The following is a 14,430-nucleotide window of genomic DNA, read 5'->3' on the forward strand; positions in this document are numbered from 1 at the left end:
TGGCTACAGGGCGTGGCTCTCGGCCTTGCGGCGCTGTCCCCTGGACTCGACCGATGACAATCAAAGAAGGGAAGGAGGCGGAAGGGTCGAGGGGCGGCGGAGCCCTTGTAAGGGGTGGAAGGTTGTAGGCGAGCAAGCTTGGGCCCGGCCTCCGCGTTGAAAGACGAAGACAAGGATCCGGATCGTGGAGGCCAGGGCCAAGCGCGCTCCCTACCAACCCTCCATCTGTCACAAGGCCGCCGCGACCTTCCCAGCCCGCCGCTCCCTTTCCTTCCTCTGTTGCCTTGGTAGGAGCCCTCGGAGCAAGCCCGAGCCCCATCCCGCACCGACCTGGTAGGCAGATCCTATTGACGAGCCGAAGAGGAAGAGTGCTAAACAGCCGCCCGTCAAAGCGGAAGGAAACGGACCGACTGCGGGTCAGGATCGATCTCGAGTATGAGCTGAGCATCGATGAACTCCTGCAGGTCCTGATAGCTGAAGTCCAGTCCGGGGTCTCCAGTGTCGCGGAGCTCAGACTGAATGAAGCTCTGGAGGCCGACCATCCCGGTCCACGACCTCCGCAGCCTGAGACCAAGCTGCTGAAACCAAGATGCGGCGGCCTTGCGCTGGAGCTCAGGGAGTTCATCCCCTCGAACAACGATGGTCCGCGTGAGAGCTTCTTTCGTCGAGAACTCTTCATCGGGAACGAGTCCGGTGGGAAGCGGCGGCAACTTGCCAGGGTGGTCCATCGCGATGATGCTGAGGTTCCTGGCATTCTTCAGCGACCAAGCGTGGTCATGGCTCAAGGCCACTAGCGTGTTTTGCTTGAGAAGCCCGGCTTCGAGGAGGCGTAGCGATGTAGTGCAGCTCGTGACATCAACATACGTCGCGTGCAATGGCGTGAGCGCGCTGCCAGCGGGCTGAAGCTGCTCGAAGAGCCTCTGCGTTCTCTGCTTCGCTGTCTGACTGTCGTACAAGACTGTCGTGCTGTGAAGGCCAAAAGCGTTGTTGCGTAGCCTTTTGTGCGCTTCGGGCGTGAGCACGCTCTCGCTCATCGAGTCGGCCGGACGGCCAGCGTCCTCGAGAGCCTTCGCCGCCCAATCGTGGAGGAGAGTTGCCTTCACAGGCCGATGAAAGTCGTCCGCCGAGCCGACGAGCGCATAGTTTGGCCCGTGATGCAGCATCCGCCAACCATCGAGGTAGAACACCTCGGCGGCGTCGCCGCGAATCCGCATCTTCTGCACTTCGTCGCGCGCGGACTTCAGCCCCATGTAGGTGAGCGGCGCGGTGCTCATGGGATGCTGCAAGCCAGGTGTCCCCGCGAACGTAGCACCTGCGATATTCGAGCGAAGCGATCGAAAGGGCCGAGTCAGCACCAGCGACGTGATGGCATCGCCGCCCCCCTTGTCTCTACCGAGCACATCACTCTCCTTGTCTCCACCGCGCACATTGCTCTTCTGGTCACCACCGAGCACATCGCTCTGAACGATCCTCACGGATTTGCTCGCGAAGCGCAGCAGGATCCCGTCTACCGACGGCGGCGCGACAGTGGATGGAAGGAAGATGGGAGACGCCGTCGCTGACATCTTGATGCCATCAAGCAAGCGAATCTGCTCGTCCAGCTCGTTGATCGTGACGTTCATCGGCCTGAGTAGCTTCTGAAGCGTGCTCTTGCTCGGGCGCCTGCCCCGTCGCGCGATCTTGCTTACAGCGGAGGGATCAACCCCTGCAGCATCCGCCCAGGACTTGGGGCTACTCGCCAGGTCAGGGCGAATTTGAGCAAGCAACGCAAGGGCTAGATCGAGCCTCCGATCGGCGATCTTCTCTTGCTGTGGGGTGAATCGTGCCATCAAGCTTTTGTGGGTCCCAGCGGCCCTAGATCGCCTCCACTCCACCAATCGAGGTTCACGGTGATGTAATCGAGGTCCGCTTCGGAAGGAGATTCTAGACACGTCCTCGTGGCAGGGGAGGCGCTTTCCTCAATTAAATCGCCCGAAAGAGCCCACTCCAACTCACAGAACGAGTCAATTTCGGCATTTGAAGGCTCTCCGGGGCTCTTTCGAGATCTCAGAGAAGGCGTCCAGGAATTTCAAAAAAGCGCCCACGAAATGGAACTCACTGGTAGCTTGAACCAGTTGACCGGCCCCGTCGCGTCCTCGCGCTGCACACTCCTTCCACCGCCCAAGTTCATGAGAATCACACGCTTCCTCCCGCCCTGGCTTCCGTGGCTTCACCAGACCTCCGACTTGGGATTCGTCACCTGGGTCGCAGCCATTGCCTTCACTGCTGGATGCTGCATAGCAGCGCTCATCTCCGAAAGCGCTGCACTCATCGCCTTCGCTGCGATCCAGACAGCGCTCCTACTGCTCGGAGTGATCGCCTCACGCAAACACGTAGAGGTAGAGCCCGAACCCCGCGGGTTGATCCTCCCCTGAGCCCCGGAACAGGGGCCAACCACTCTGGCCCCAAGCAACACGCTCTCCAGAAGAGCCCGCCGCCGCAAGATAGCGCCCCGCAAAGCCCAATAGCTCTGCGGGGCGCACTCTCTTCTCTCACGCTCTTTCTTCGCCTATCGCGCTCATGGCGCTTGGCCAGCCAGATGCCTCCGGCAGGCCCCTCAGTTCATGACCACCGCCAGACCGTCCGAGAAGTTCGAGGTGGCGGCTCCCATGACGGCGTCGCGGAACCACGCCTGGAAGTGCCACGTCTCACCGGCGGTCGCGGCGACGACGCCCGTGGGCGTCGGCATCTGGGCCAGGTTGATGCCGAGGGAGATCTGCCCGGTCGCTCCGGTGGAGCTGACCAGGTTCGAGTAGCGACCGATCGCTCCGCCGAGGCAGAGGTTGCCGGAGCTACCGGCGGGGTTCGCCGTGAAGCCCATCGAACGGCTCGTGATGAAGAAACCAAGCGAGTTGAGGGGCATCGACGAGGAGATCACCGTCAGATCGTTCAGCGCCACGCTCGCGGAGCCGGTGGCCGACATGACGGCAGCGACTCCGGTGGAGTTGGCGTTCGCCGTGCAATAGTTCATGCCGGGCGCGCCGGAGGCGTCGTTCAGGAAGATGTCGACGTTGGCTGCCTGGCGGCGGCTGACGCCGAGGTCGATGGAGCCGTTGCCGTCGAGGTCGCCGCTGGCGAGGTCCGAGGGTGCGCCGCCCGTGGCCAGAAGCATCGGAGCGCCGAGCGCGCCGCCGCCGAGGCCGCGGAGGGTCGCGATGCTGTTCGAGCTCTCGAGAACCACGGCGACGTCGGTCACGCCGTCCAGATCGAAGTCACCGGCAAGAACGTCACCGGTATCCAGTCCGCCAGAAGCGAAGCTGATGGGGCCAGTGAAGCTCCCGGCGGTGTTCGTGTAGAGGGAGACGAAGTTCTGACCGATGTTGGCGTCGTCGCCGTTGCCCGCGATGACGTCGAGGTCGCCGTCGCCGTCCATGTCGGCGGCCGCCAGCCCGCTCGGGCGAGCGCCACCGGGGACACCGCGGAACGTGGCCGCTCCGAGGGAACCACCGCCCAGGTTCGTGAGGAACGCGATCTGCCGGCTGTCATGGGCAGCCGCCGCCACATCACCGAGGCCGTCCCCGTTCCAGTCGCCGATCACGATGTCGCGCGGCTCGTCACCCGCGCCGAACGTCCCCACGAGGCTGAGTGCACCGCCTGAGTTCACGAGCACGGAGACGTTGGCCGAGTCACGGCTGCCGATGACGAAGTCAGGGGAACCGTCGCCGTTCATGTCGCCTGACGCGATGGAGCGCGAATCGGAGCCGCCGGTTCCGACACCCGGCTGGGTCGTGAAGGAGAAAGCGCCGTTGTTGCTGGCGACCATCGCCTGGTCGAAGTTGCTGAGAACGACGACGAGGTCCGCATCGCCGTCGCCGTCCACGTCGGCGCCCGCGAGGCCCGCCGGCGAGGAGCCGTTCGGGAGGAAGACGGACCCGGCCGGAGTGAAGGTGCCGTCACCGTTGCCGCTGTAGAGCTCGATCAGGTCCTGGTTGCCCGCGCCGTCGCTGGTCACGGCCATGTCGAGCACGCCGTTGCCGTCGAGGTCGGCGAAGACGGGCGAGTTGGCCCGTGCGCCCGTCGTGACGGTGCCTGCTGAAGTGAAGGAAACCTGGGCGAGGCTGGCGGGGGCCAAGAGCGCGAAGGTGAGGGGAGCGAGGGCGCGGGTGTGGAGTGTGCGGAGGGGTCGTTGCATGGGTGGGAGCCGTGTGGCCTGGTCTGAATCCGTGTGAGTGGCCAGCCGTCGCTGGCGGCGTGATCCGACGCGGAGGTGCGTCTACGTCGAACCAAGGTTCAAGAGGTGTGCCAGCTCGAGCCAGCCCCACGAAAAAGGCGCCCGGGACCCCCTGAGGGGCCCCGGGCACCTGTGCCGCGACGTTTCGCGCGCGCCGAGTCCAAACCCTGGACAGACGGGTCCAGAGTCCAGAATCCGGGCGGAGTCCCCGCTCACTCGCTTCGCTTAGAAGTCGTTCCAGAGCGTCTGGTTCGTCACCTCGTGGTGGTACTGGACCTCGGCCACCTTGACGCGCGTACCGAGGGCCTTGGGGCAGCGGTCCGCGGACGCCGCCTTCAGCTCGGCGAAGCGCTCGTGCACCCGCTCGCCGAAGATCTCCTTCGTCCACGCGCTCCCCTTGTAGATGCGGATGGCGTCGTGGATGTTGCTCGGCAGGTAGCGCGTGCGCGTACGCTTCGACTCGTCCACCGGGTCGCTCTGGGGACCCTCCAGGCCCGTCTTGAAGATCGCGAAGAGCGTCTGATAGATGTTCGCGTCCGGGCCGACCGAGCGAACCTCGACGCGCGCGCTGCGCTCGTTGCCCAGCGGGATCCGGATCATCGAGCCGCGGTCGATCGGCGACACCTTGATCTGGTTCGGCGCCTCGTAGTGAGGATCGAGGCGACGGTAGGCATTGACGCTCGCGTTCAGGATCAGACAGATGTCGGGCGCGCTGTTCAGGATTCGATCGATGAAGTCACGCGCGACGTCCGAGATGCCGTCCTCGCCCTTCTTGTCGAAGAAGATGTTCTTGCCCTTCTTCGAGATCGAGAGGTTCGTGTGCGCGCCGCTGCCGTTCACGCCGACGACGGGCTTTGGAAGGAACGACGCGGTCATGTCCATGCGCGCGGCGACCTGGCGGCAGAGCAGCTTGTAGAGCTGGTACTGGTCCGCGGCGATGAGGGCCTCCGAGTACTCGAAGTTCATCTCGAACTGGCTCGGCGCCACCTCTGGGTGATCCTTTTCGTTCGCGAACCCCATGGCGCGCTGGGCCTCGGCGGCGGCGTCCATGAAGAGGCGCAGCGGGTCGCTCGGAAGCGAGTGGTAGTAGCCGCCGATCGAGACGTATTCGAAGCCCTCGGCGTCACTGAGGCGGCGCTCCGCGTCGCGGCCCTTGAAGAGGAAGCCCTCGATCTCGTTCGCCGCGTAGCAGGTGAGACCGTTCTTCTTGAACTGGTGATCGAGGTAGGCCTTGAGCTGACCGCGCATGTCGCCCTCGTAGGGCGTGCCGTCGCGTCCGAGGACGTTGCAGAAGACGAGCACCTTGCCCGCGCCGAAGATATCGGAGGGGAGCCAGTAGAAGGCGGGCCAGTCGATCACGAGGCGCAGGTCGCTCTCTTCCTGATCGGAGAAGCCGCGGATCGAGCTGCCGTCGAAGGTCAGGTTGTCGTAGCTCTTCAGGAGGAACTTCTTGTCGTAGTCCAGCATGTGGAGCCGGCCCTCGAGGTCCGTGAAGCACACGGTGACGGCCTTGATGCGGGGCTCGCTTTCGAGGTAGGCGAGACGCTCTTCCCGGATCTTGTCCGGGTCCTCTCGATCGAGACGCTGGGCCTTCGCCCTGAGGTTCATCTCCTCCAGCTCGTCGTAGGGGATCTCGAGGAAGGTGCGGAGAGGCTGTGCTTGATGCATGGAGGGCTGACGCCACAGGGGCGACAAGGTGTTTCTAGGGCGCCCACAGGGCTAACTGGCGAAAGATTTACCCTTGTCGTCGCAACCGGTCCACTAACGATCGCCGATTTTAAATTAAATCGAGCCCCTGCCAGTCCAGGAATGGCTCGACCTGCTCCGGCGCCTCATCGTCCAGCCAGGCCCGGCGGATGGCCTGGAATCGTCCGAGGACCTCGGACCGGTGCTGCCTGGCTCAGGCGCCCGGAAAAGCGGGGACCTCCTCGCCCGACCAGGTGAGGCAGTTGTCCTGGGCCTCGCGCTCGAGGCCGACCTCAGGTTTCGAGAAGTGGACGCACCGAGTCATGAAGCGGGAGGCTTCGGCACGGCGCTGCCGAAACGCCGTCCAGCCCCGCCTGGCGCCGGTCGACGCAGGAGGTCCACGCGAATGGGCTGCTCGAACTGCGCACCGCCTGCCCCTTCGAAGCGCGCGAAGGCGGCGCGCACCTCGTCGCGGACCTCGGGATAGCGTTCGAACTCCGTGTGTGTGGCGCCTACCACTCGCTGCTCGAAATCATCGAACCCGCTGAAGGAGATCGGCGAGCGAAAGAAGGTTTGCGAGACGAGCTCGAGGGCGCCCGATTCGACCGAGCGGCAAACGGCGCCGAATGCCTCGGCGCGCACGTGGCTCTCGTCATGGAACAGGCGCAAAATCCCGTTGAACTCGTCGCGGAAGATCGGCTCGGAGAGATAGGCCAGGCCGCCGGGGCGCAGAACCCGCGCGATCTCCTGTAGAGCAGCGTCCATCTGCTCGACGGGCACGTGGTGCAGAGACTTGAACATCAGGACCGCGTCGAAGCTCCCGTCAGGCGCGGGGATTGCCTCCGCACCGCCGAGTTCGAAGCGAACGCCTTGTAGCGGCGGCGCGTGCAGATTGAGCGCGTGCTGAGTCTCATCGACCTCGAGCGCGACGACCCGACGACCCGTCCCTGCACCGGCGATCGCGCGCGTTTTTTCCGCGCGGCCGCAACCGAGTTCGAGGATGTCACGATCGTCGAGGCGCAGGAGCTCGTTCACCACCAGAACTTCGTCGCGAACATCCACGATGTCGATCGCGAGCCCCTGGTCCATGGGGTCTCCACCGCGGGGTGAAACGTGTGCGTCGAGCGGGTTCTTCATGGATGGAGAGCGTGCCAAACTCCGGGTCTGGCGTGCCATCTGGAAGGTGACTTCGACGAAGACTAGTGCCCTGAATCAGAAGTTCGTCGTATTAGTTTCAGTCTGTTTCGTTTCGTAGCAAGGCGTCCGAACCGCAGTGCGTAGCAGTAGTTCCGTCCAAGGTTCGGCAACGCAGCTACGGAGCGAAACAGGCGAAACTAATGCGACGAACTTTTGATTCGGGGCACTAGGGGGGGCTGCGCTCCGAGCGGAAACAGCTTCGTGGACGGTCACAAAGCAGACGGCCGCCATCGGATGCCCCGGTTCTGGCCATGCCTGGTACGCTGGACTCGTAGCCACCCCTCATCCTTCAGGAGTCTCGCATGCTCGTCTGCCCATTCGCACTCGCTCTCTTCCCCATGCTGCTTCCGGCACCGGCCGTACCGCCTCCGGCGGGCCCGCAGATCCAATGTGGCGCGCGGGATCCGCTCCCTTTGGATCTGATCGACAACATCGGCGCCACGCCTTCTCCGTTCGACTTCGGCGACGTGAAAGTGGGCGACCAGGTGCTCGCCGCTCTCTCCTTCTCGGAAGCTCCACCGGGTGGCGGGAATCCCGGCGCCATCTACGTCTATCGCCAGGACGCCGCCGGCCACTGGACCGAGGACGCGCGCCTCTTCGCTTCTGACCTCGGGGTGTCGCGCTTCCAGAAGTTCAGCGGAGCCTGGTTCTCGTACGCGATCAGCGGGGACACGCTGCTCGTGCCAACCATCACGGGACACCACTACGAGATCGCCGTGGTGGAGCCCAGCGCGGGAGGCTGGAGCGTCACCCAGCGCCTTCAGGGTGACCCGAGCTGGCACCTCGGCAGCGCGTCCAACACCGGCTACGGTAGCTCGGTCTGGCTGGCGGCTGACGAGAATCGCCTGGTGGTGGGCCTGCAGTACGCCGCCCTGATCGCCGGCGCAGAACCCGGTTTGATTCAAACGCTGGAGCGCGACAGTACGGGCGCATGGGTACAGGTCAACGTGACGGAGGCCCCAGGTAGCTACCGCTCGGACGGACTGCGCGCGGACCTCGCCGGTGACAGACTGGCCCTGATCAGATCCGAGCCGACAGCCTTCCCCTATGACTACCGCGTCACCGTCTTCACCTTCGGCCCCACCGGCTGGACGAGCAGCTGGGTGAGTGATCCCGCCCACTACCTCGATGCGAGCACGTCAGTCTCCATGGACGGCAGCCGGGTTCTCGTCGGCTCCTACTACTCGGCGCTCACCACCGTCTACGACACGGCGCTGCCACGCCTCGCCGCCAGCGGCTCGGTGAGTCCGGGGGCCCCGGTCCAGATCATCTCGCCTCCGGCGCGACCGGCCCAACCGCCCGTCGGATTCGTCGGCTCCCGTGACTACAACCCACCCTACGACGCCTTTGTCGAGGGCGGCGACGGCTTTGCGCTCATCGGTATCGGAGACGACTACCCGGGCTTTGCTACGGTGAGTGTTCTCGAGTGGTTCGATGGCGCGTATCGCCTCACCGACATGACCCGGGCGCCTGCGGGCGTGAGCGACGTCGGGCTCTTCGAGGGCAAGGCCGCCTGGCTGGGCGTCGCGGCCCCCGACGCGTTCTTGCCGCCGACCGAGGCGCGCTTCGAAAGCTGGCGAATCGATCAGGGCCGTGCGCTTCCCTTCTGCCCCCGGGACTCCGATCTGGTGGTTTCCGGCTCCGGCACAGCTCCGCTGCAAGCCGCCACGCTGACGGTCTATGGTGCGCCGGCGGGATCCTTACTCACGCTCTTCGGCGGACGCGACGCCGGTTCGACGCCGGCCAGCATGGGCATCGCGCTCTGTATCGATCCGGCGGGCGGCCTTTTTCGCCTGACATCGCCGACGATCGTCCCCCAGGACAGCACTCTTCGGCTACCGAGCTCAGGGCTTCTCTTCAGCGCCTTCGCGGCGCCGCTTCTCCCGGGCGATTCGATCGTTCTGCAAGGTGTGCACAGCGCAGCCGGCTCCCTCGGGGCCACCAACGCCGTGCGCGTCACTCTCTGCGATTGAGCGCCGACGGTACGGAAGCCGACGCAAACCTGGCGGTACGGAACCCGACCCAAACCCGCCACGTTTTCGGAACCCGCCCAGGCTGCGTTCCGAAAACGTGGCGGGTTTGGGTCGGGTTCCGTACCGCCAGGTTCCGTACCGCCAGGTTTGCGTCGGCTTCCGTACCGCCAGGCTCTCAGCCGTCGAAGTCGACCCGAAACGCGTCTTCAGAATCCCACGCGGTGAAGACGTGCACGAAGTCCACTCGACCATAGCTGACGTCCAGCGAGATCCCGAGCGACTCGGCTCTCACGTCTGCGTCACCGACGCAGAGGCTATCCAGCTTCCAGTCGTCCGCCTCCAGCGCGCCGAGTGCGTCTTCCAGGCTGGCGCCCAGTAGGTCTACTCCCCTGTATCGAATGATGAGGTCTGCGTCTTGGCGGGTCGAGACTCCGGACAGCAGGCCGTACTCGCGGTCGAGTTCGAGTCCGTACGGCCTGGAGACGAGTCCCTGGCTCTCTGGATGTTCCTCGTCGTCCTCATCGAGGAAGGCAAGGTCGACTTCCTCGATCTCGAGGCCCAGTGCATCGACGAGATGGCCCGGAGGCTCGCCGAAGATCAACGGGCCAAGGGAGACCTGTGGCACCCAGTGCCACTCGGGAATCCAGCTCTTGCCGTACTTCCTCAACCAATCCTTGGCGTCTTCGGAGCCGCGGGTTGCTGCGGTACACATCCACCGTTCTGCGGCGATCGGGTCGGCCTCCACTCCTTCGCCTTTCCAGAGGCGCAGCGCCCACCCGTAGGTCGGATCCGGGTCGTCGCATTCCTCTGCGACCTCCCGCTCGAGCCGCGCACAGTGGAACGCGTTGCCCACCGGATCCTCTTCCCGAAGAACTCTGGCAAGGGGCCACTGCGCATCGATGAGGCCAATCTCGACCGCTCGCTCCAGCCACATCTTTGCGGCCGTGAGGTCCCTGGGGCCACCAGTTCCGTCGAAGTACCGCCAACCGAGATTCTTCATCGCGAGCGCGTCACCCGCCTCTGCAGCCTTCTGATAGCAGCGGGCAGCCTCCACTTCATTGCCCTGACTCCCGTAATAGACGCCGAGGTTGTTCATCGCCTTCACGTCAGAACGCGCGGCGGCTTTCCCGTACCACACGGAGGCTCTGTGGACGTCGCGGGGCACTCCCTCGCCATGCTCGAGCATGTAGGCGACGCTGTAGATGGCGCTCGTGTCACCAAGCTCCGCGCGTTGAAGCTGTTCCGCGAACTCGGCCTCTTCCGCACGATCCCTCGTCGCCGCCAAGAGCCGAACCCGAGCGAGTAGCGTCTCTGCATTCATGGGGACATGGTAGCCGCTGCCGTTGCTCGACGACGAACGGGAGAACACCCACCTCCAACTTCACGAACGCCGTTCGGATGAGCTTCGAATGAGGAGCGTTGCGGAACCTGGCGGGTCGGGACCTCTCGGTAGTGTCCGCCGGGATGCTAGGCTCTCTCCATGACGACCTATGGGATACTCCTGTTCCCTGACGCCGAGGAGCTCGACTTCGTCGGCCCATGGGAAGTGTTCACCGGATCTTCGATGCTCCTTCGGACGACGGGGGCGCCGGGCGACACGGTCGTGACGATTGCAGAGACGCCTGGTGTGATCCGGTGCGCCAAGGGCCTCGAAGTCGTGGCGCGGTACGGCTTTTCCGAGCACCCGAGGCTCGACGTCGTGCTCGTCCCTGGCGGCAGGGGCACCCGAACCGAGGTGAAGAACCCCGTCTTGATCGATTGGCTTCGACGCGTGGCCAGGGACTGCACCTGGGTGACGAGCGTGTGTACGGGCTCGCTGCTGCTGCATGAAGCAGGCCCGGGGCGGAACGCTCGCCTGGCCACCCACTGGAGCTTCGAGGAGGAACTCGAGGCGCACGGTGCCACCGTCGTGCGCGACGCCCGCTGGGTCCGCGACGGCAACGTGGTGTCCAGCCAAGGGGTTTCCGCCGGGATCGACATGGCGCTCTGGCTCGTGGGCCAGATCGTCTCGCCCCAGCATGCGCGCGCCGTCCAGCGCTACATTCAGTACGACCCGGCGCCGCCCTATCAGGCCGACGTATAGGGGCCGACGGCGCCCATGGGCCCCAGGCCCCTGAATCGAATGACGAGGACGGCGTCTCGGCGGGTCGAGTCGCCCCGCTCCCCGACGTCCAGCCGGCCTAGGAGTCTGCGCCACAGAATGCGGTTTCGCGAGTGCCGTCAGGATTCGCGCTCGCAAGGCGCGCCGGACCCCCCATGGTTTGATGCCATTGGGGTTTGGCGCAACGCCGCGAGCGTGGATCCTGGCGGTGCTCGCGGAATCGCATTCTGTGGCGCAGACTCCTAGCCTGCATTATTCACGAGTTTGCTCCACCAGTGCGTTCAAACCGCGGCGTGGCAAGGAAGACGACCGAACGAAGCGGAGGCGGGCCCGTAGGCCCGTCGAGCATTCTGTGAGGGAGCCCGCGAAGCGGGCGGCAGCCAAAGGCTGCCGTCTGACGCCGCCACGGCGTGGTTTGGGCGTGCTGGTGGTGCAAACTCGTGAATAATGCAGGCTAGTGCCCCGAATCAAAAGTTCGTCGCATTAGTTTCGCCTGTTTCGCTCCGTAGCTGCGTTGCCGAACCTTGGACGGAACTACTGCTACGCACTGCGGTTCGGACGCCTTGCTACGAAACGAAACAGACTGAAACTAATGCGACGAACTTCTGATTCAGGGCACTAGAGCAGTGGCCGGGGAAGCGGCACCTGGCGACTCCCCCGGCGATTCGTCGCCTGCGAGCGGGGGCCAGCGGGCGAGACCACGGGGGCCAGGTGGGCTCCAGAACCACACGTGTTTCATCCAATCGCCGGATTTCGCTGATGGGCGTGGGCGGCGCGGTGCGAGGTCCCCCGTGCGGCGCCAGCGCGAGGGCGCCGCGCGTCCAGGAGCGGGTCGCGAATAGCCCACCGCCCGCCGCCCCCCTCCTGCTCTCCCCCATCGAAAGTCGATCCCCCACCATGACCGAACTACGCCCCCCCTCACCCGTCTGGCTGACCGCCCTGGCCCTCTCCTCGAGCCTTGCGTCGGCGGGCTCGAACGGCACGGAAGGCTTCACGGCCCCCGCGACGTCGCCACTCTCCCCGGAAGCCAGCGGCGCGAACGCGGAGCCCGGGGCCGTCCAAGGGGACGGAGTCCCCGCCATGATCTCCTTCGGAGATATCGACGGTGACGGGCTCGACGACGCCGTCTCGGTGTCGGCCCTCGGCCAGATCGCTCTCCTCGTCAACGGCGGCAACGGCCAGTTCAGGGACATCACCGAGGCCAGCGGCCTCGGGAGCGTCGATTTCGCGACCTGCGCTCTCTTCACAGACTTCGACGGCGACGGCGTGGTCGACCTGTTTCTCGGATCCAGCAGCGAGCGACTGTGGCGCAACGTCGGCGGCGGGCTCTTCGCGTCCTTCCAAAGCAACCTCGACCACGATCTCGTGGACCTCGCAGCCTGGTCCATCGACACGGACCAGGACGGCCTCATCGACCTGCATCTCCGCACCGAGGCCGGTGACCTGGTCTACCGGAACCTCGGGGAAGGGATCTTCGAGCATCTCCCGCTCACGGGATCGAGCCTGCCGAGCGCGTTGGCCGGTGTGGATGTCACCACGCTGGACCCTGATGGCACCCGGGACGCAGCGGTCGTCGATGCCGCGATCGCGGCGCGCAGGCGCCTGACCCGCTGGCTCCAGGCGAACCGCGGAACCACTCCGTTCCCGCCCACGAGCTCCGCATCGTCGGGGTTCACCGCCACCTCGGTCGGAGTGTCGAACCCGGCGGGCGCCGCGTCGACCATCTGCGCCGGCTCCATCGAGGATCAGGCCACGGGGCTCTGCATCCAGGCCTCCTCCGTGGGGATGCTTGGCATGCTGTACCCGCTCTCGTCGGACCTCTTCGTGGACGCCGCCACCGGCTGGGTGGGCATGGGAACGGTGAACCCGAGCTCACGCCTCTCCGTGGCGGGGAACGTCACCAGCGACAGGTTCATCTCCACGGTTGGTACGGGAACTGCGCCCCTCGGCGTTTCCTCGCGCACCCTGGTCCCGCTCCTGAACGCGGATTTCCTCGATGGCCTCCACGCGATCGACTTCCGCCTGGCCGCAACGCAGATCACGAGTGGAGATATTCTCGACGATTCGCTGACGTTCCGTGACCTCGCGCCGGATTCAGTCACGGATTCAGAGCTTGCCGCCAACTCCGTTGGCTCGGCCGAGATTCGCAACGACGCCGTCACGGGAGCCAAGGTCCTCAATGACTCGCTGAGTTCGGCTGACATCGGCCCTGACGCGATCACTGCGTCGGAGCTCGCACCGAACTCAGTGGGTTCGGAGAATATCATCGACGGGTCTGTCACTGGAGACGACATCGATCAGGCGTTCGCCTTCCCCGGTCAGGTGCTGAAGTGGACCGGCGTGACCTGGGCCCCCAGAGATGACCTTAACGGGACGTCGCAGTGGACGAGCAATGGCAACGACATCGGCTACACCCCTGGGCGGGTCGGAATTGGCACGCCGAGTCCCCAGAAGAACCTTCACATCACAGCTGCATCGGAGCCAGGGATCCTCATCACTGGTCGCGATCCTAACATGACGTTCCAGGATACGGATGCTGGCGGCCGCGGCTATCAGTTCCTCAATCGCGACGGCATCTTCCAGCTTCGAGATCTGGCCGGCGGTGTTCGACTTTCGGTGGAGGCTTCGGGGACGGTGTCCGTGAAACAGTCACTGGAGATCCGCGGCGGCGCCGACATCGTCGAACGCTTCCACGCAAGTGAGCTCTCCGTGCCCGGAACGGTCGTCGTCATCGATCCCGAGAACCCGGGCCAGCTGATGCCCTCGTCCGCCGCTTACGACACCAAGGTGGCCGGCATCGTCTCCGGCGCCGGCGGCGTCAACCCGGGTATCTGCCTCAGCCAGGAAGGTGAGCTGGAAGGCGACACGCTCGTGGCCATGAACGGTCGCGTCTACGTCAAGGCCACGGCAGCGAACGGCGCGATCCAGCCCGGCGATCGCCTCACGACGTCGAACCTCGCGGGCCACGCCATGAAAGCAACGGACCGGGATCTCTGGGACGGCGCCGTGATCGGCAAGGCCATGACCGCCCTCGAATCGGGCGAAGGCCTCGTTCTCGTGCTCGTCAACCTTCAGTGAGATGGAGATTCCCACGGGGATGAAGTCCACGAAGGCCCCTCGGCGGGAAAACTCTCTCGGAGCGACCGACGCCCGGACCGTAATGGTGCTGATCGCCACGACCGGATCGGCGTACGCGCAGACTCCGCCTGGAGAGGCGGCGAACCGGGGTCGTACCGCGGGCACCACCCCTGCGGCGGCGCCGG

General features: G+C 65.2%; 8 protein-coding genes. 3 read left to right on the top strand and 5 right to left on the bottom strand.

What is annotated here, in order from left to right; genetic code table 11:
* Positions 1-386 precede the first annotated feature (386 nt).
* From Poly30_RS24630 to Poly30_RS24645, 4 genes are all read right to left on the bottom strand, one after another.
* Positions 387-1,874: a helix-turn-helix domain-containing protein gene (locus tag Poly30_RS24630; RefSeq protein ID WP_145203913.1), complete on the bottom strand. Its 1,488-nt coding sequence runs from the start codon at positions 1,872-1,874 to the stop codon at positions 387-389.
* 722 nt (positions 1,875-2,596) lie between these two features.
* Positions 2,597-4,171: an FG-GAP repeat domain-containing protein gene (locus Poly30_RS24635; protein WP_145203917.1), complete on the bottom strand. Its 1,575-nt coding sequence runs from the start codon at positions 4,169-4,171 to the stop codon at positions 2,597-2,599.
* 264 nt (positions 4,172-4,435) lie between these two features.
* Positions 4,436-5,878: a glutamine synthetase family protein gene (locus Poly30_RS24640; RefSeq protein WP_145203920.1), complete on the bottom strand. Its 1,443-nt coding sequence runs from the start codon at positions 5,876-5,878 to the stop codon at positions 4,436-4,438.
* Between the two features lie 339 nt (positions 5,879-6,217).
* The gene (locus Poly30_RS24645) at positions 6,218-7,033 is read right to left on the bottom strand and encodes a class I SAM-dependent methyltransferase (protein WP_419190625.1); all 816 of its coding nucleotides are present in this window, start codon (positions 7,031-7,033) and stop codon (positions 6,218-6,220) included.
* A 362-nt stretch (positions 7,034-7,395) separates the two neighbouring features.
* Here Poly30_RS24645 and Poly30_RS24650 point away from each other — a divergent pair, with 362 nt between their 5' ends.
* Complete coding sequence (locus Poly30_RS24650) at positions 7,396-9,066, top strand: GumC domain-containing protein (RefSeq protein WP_145203923.1); 1,671 nt, start codon at positions 7,396-7,398, stop codon at positions 9,064-9,066.
* Positions 9,067-9,241: 175 nt separating this feature from the next.
* Here the strand turns inward: Poly30_RS24650 and Poly30_RS24655 are convergent, their stop codons facing one another.
* Positions 9,242-10,387, bottom strand: a complete 1,146-nt coding sequence (locus tag Poly30_RS24655; protein ID WP_145203926.1) for a tetratricopeptide repeat protein — start codon at positions 10,385-10,387, stop codon at positions 9,242-9,244.
* Positions 10,388-10,546: 159 nt separating this feature from the next.
* Here Poly30_RS24655 and Poly30_RS24660 point away from each other — a divergent pair, with 159 nt between their 5' ends.
* Together Poly30_RS24660 and Poly30_RS24665 are read left to right on the top strand one after the other, a co-directional pair.
* On the top strand, positions 10,547-11,149 hold the full coding sequence (locus tag Poly30_RS24660) for a DJ-1/PfpI family protein (RefSeq protein WP_145203929.1): 603 nt from the start codon (positions 10,547-10,549) through the stop codon (positions 11,147-11,149).
* A gap of 915 nt (positions 11,150-12,064) precedes the next feature.
* Entirely contained in the window at positions 12,065-14,245 is a 2,181-nt protein-coding gene (locus Poly30_RS24665; protein ID WP_419190626.1) for an FG-GAP repeat domain-containing protein, read from the top strand.
* Positions 14,246-14,430 lie beyond the last annotated feature (185 nt).

Origin of the sequence: Saltatorellus ferox (assembly GCA_007751475.1) — a bacterium.
GTDB lineage: Bacteria > Planctomycetota > UBA1135 > UBA1135.

What these genes read in the sequence shown, in the direction of transcription:
- Poly30_RS24635 (WP_145203917.1), bottom strand. Translation starts at nt 4,171, where the DNA reads ATGCAACGACCCCTCCGCACACTCCACACCCGCGCCCTCGCTCCCCTC.
- Poly30_RS24640 (WP_145203920.1), bottom strand. Translation starts at nt 5,878, where the DNA reads ATGCATCAAGCACAGCCTCTCCGCACCTTCCTCGAGATCCCCTACGAC.
- Poly30_RS24645 (WP_419190625.1), bottom strand. Translation starts at nt 7,033, where the DNA reads ATGAAGAACCCGCTCGACGCACACGTTTCACCCCGCGGTGGAGACCCC.
- Poly30_RS24650 (WP_145203923.1), top strand. Translation starts at nt 7,396, where the DNA reads ATGCTCGTCTGCCCATTCGCACTCGCTCTCTTCCCCATGCTGCTTCCG.
- Poly30_RS24655 (WP_145203926.1), bottom strand. Translation starts at nt 10,387, where the DNA reads ATGAATGCAGAGACGCTACTCGCTCGGGTTCGGCTCTTGGCGGCGACG.
- Poly30_RS24660 (WP_145203929.1), top strand. Translation starts at nt 10,547, where the DNA reads ATGACGACCTATGGGATACTCCTGTTCCCTGACGCCGAGGAGCTCGAC.
- Poly30_RS24665 (WP_419190626.1), top strand. Translation starts at nt 12,065, where the DNA reads ATGACCGAACTACGCCCCCCCTCACCCGTCTGGCTGACCGCCCTGGCC.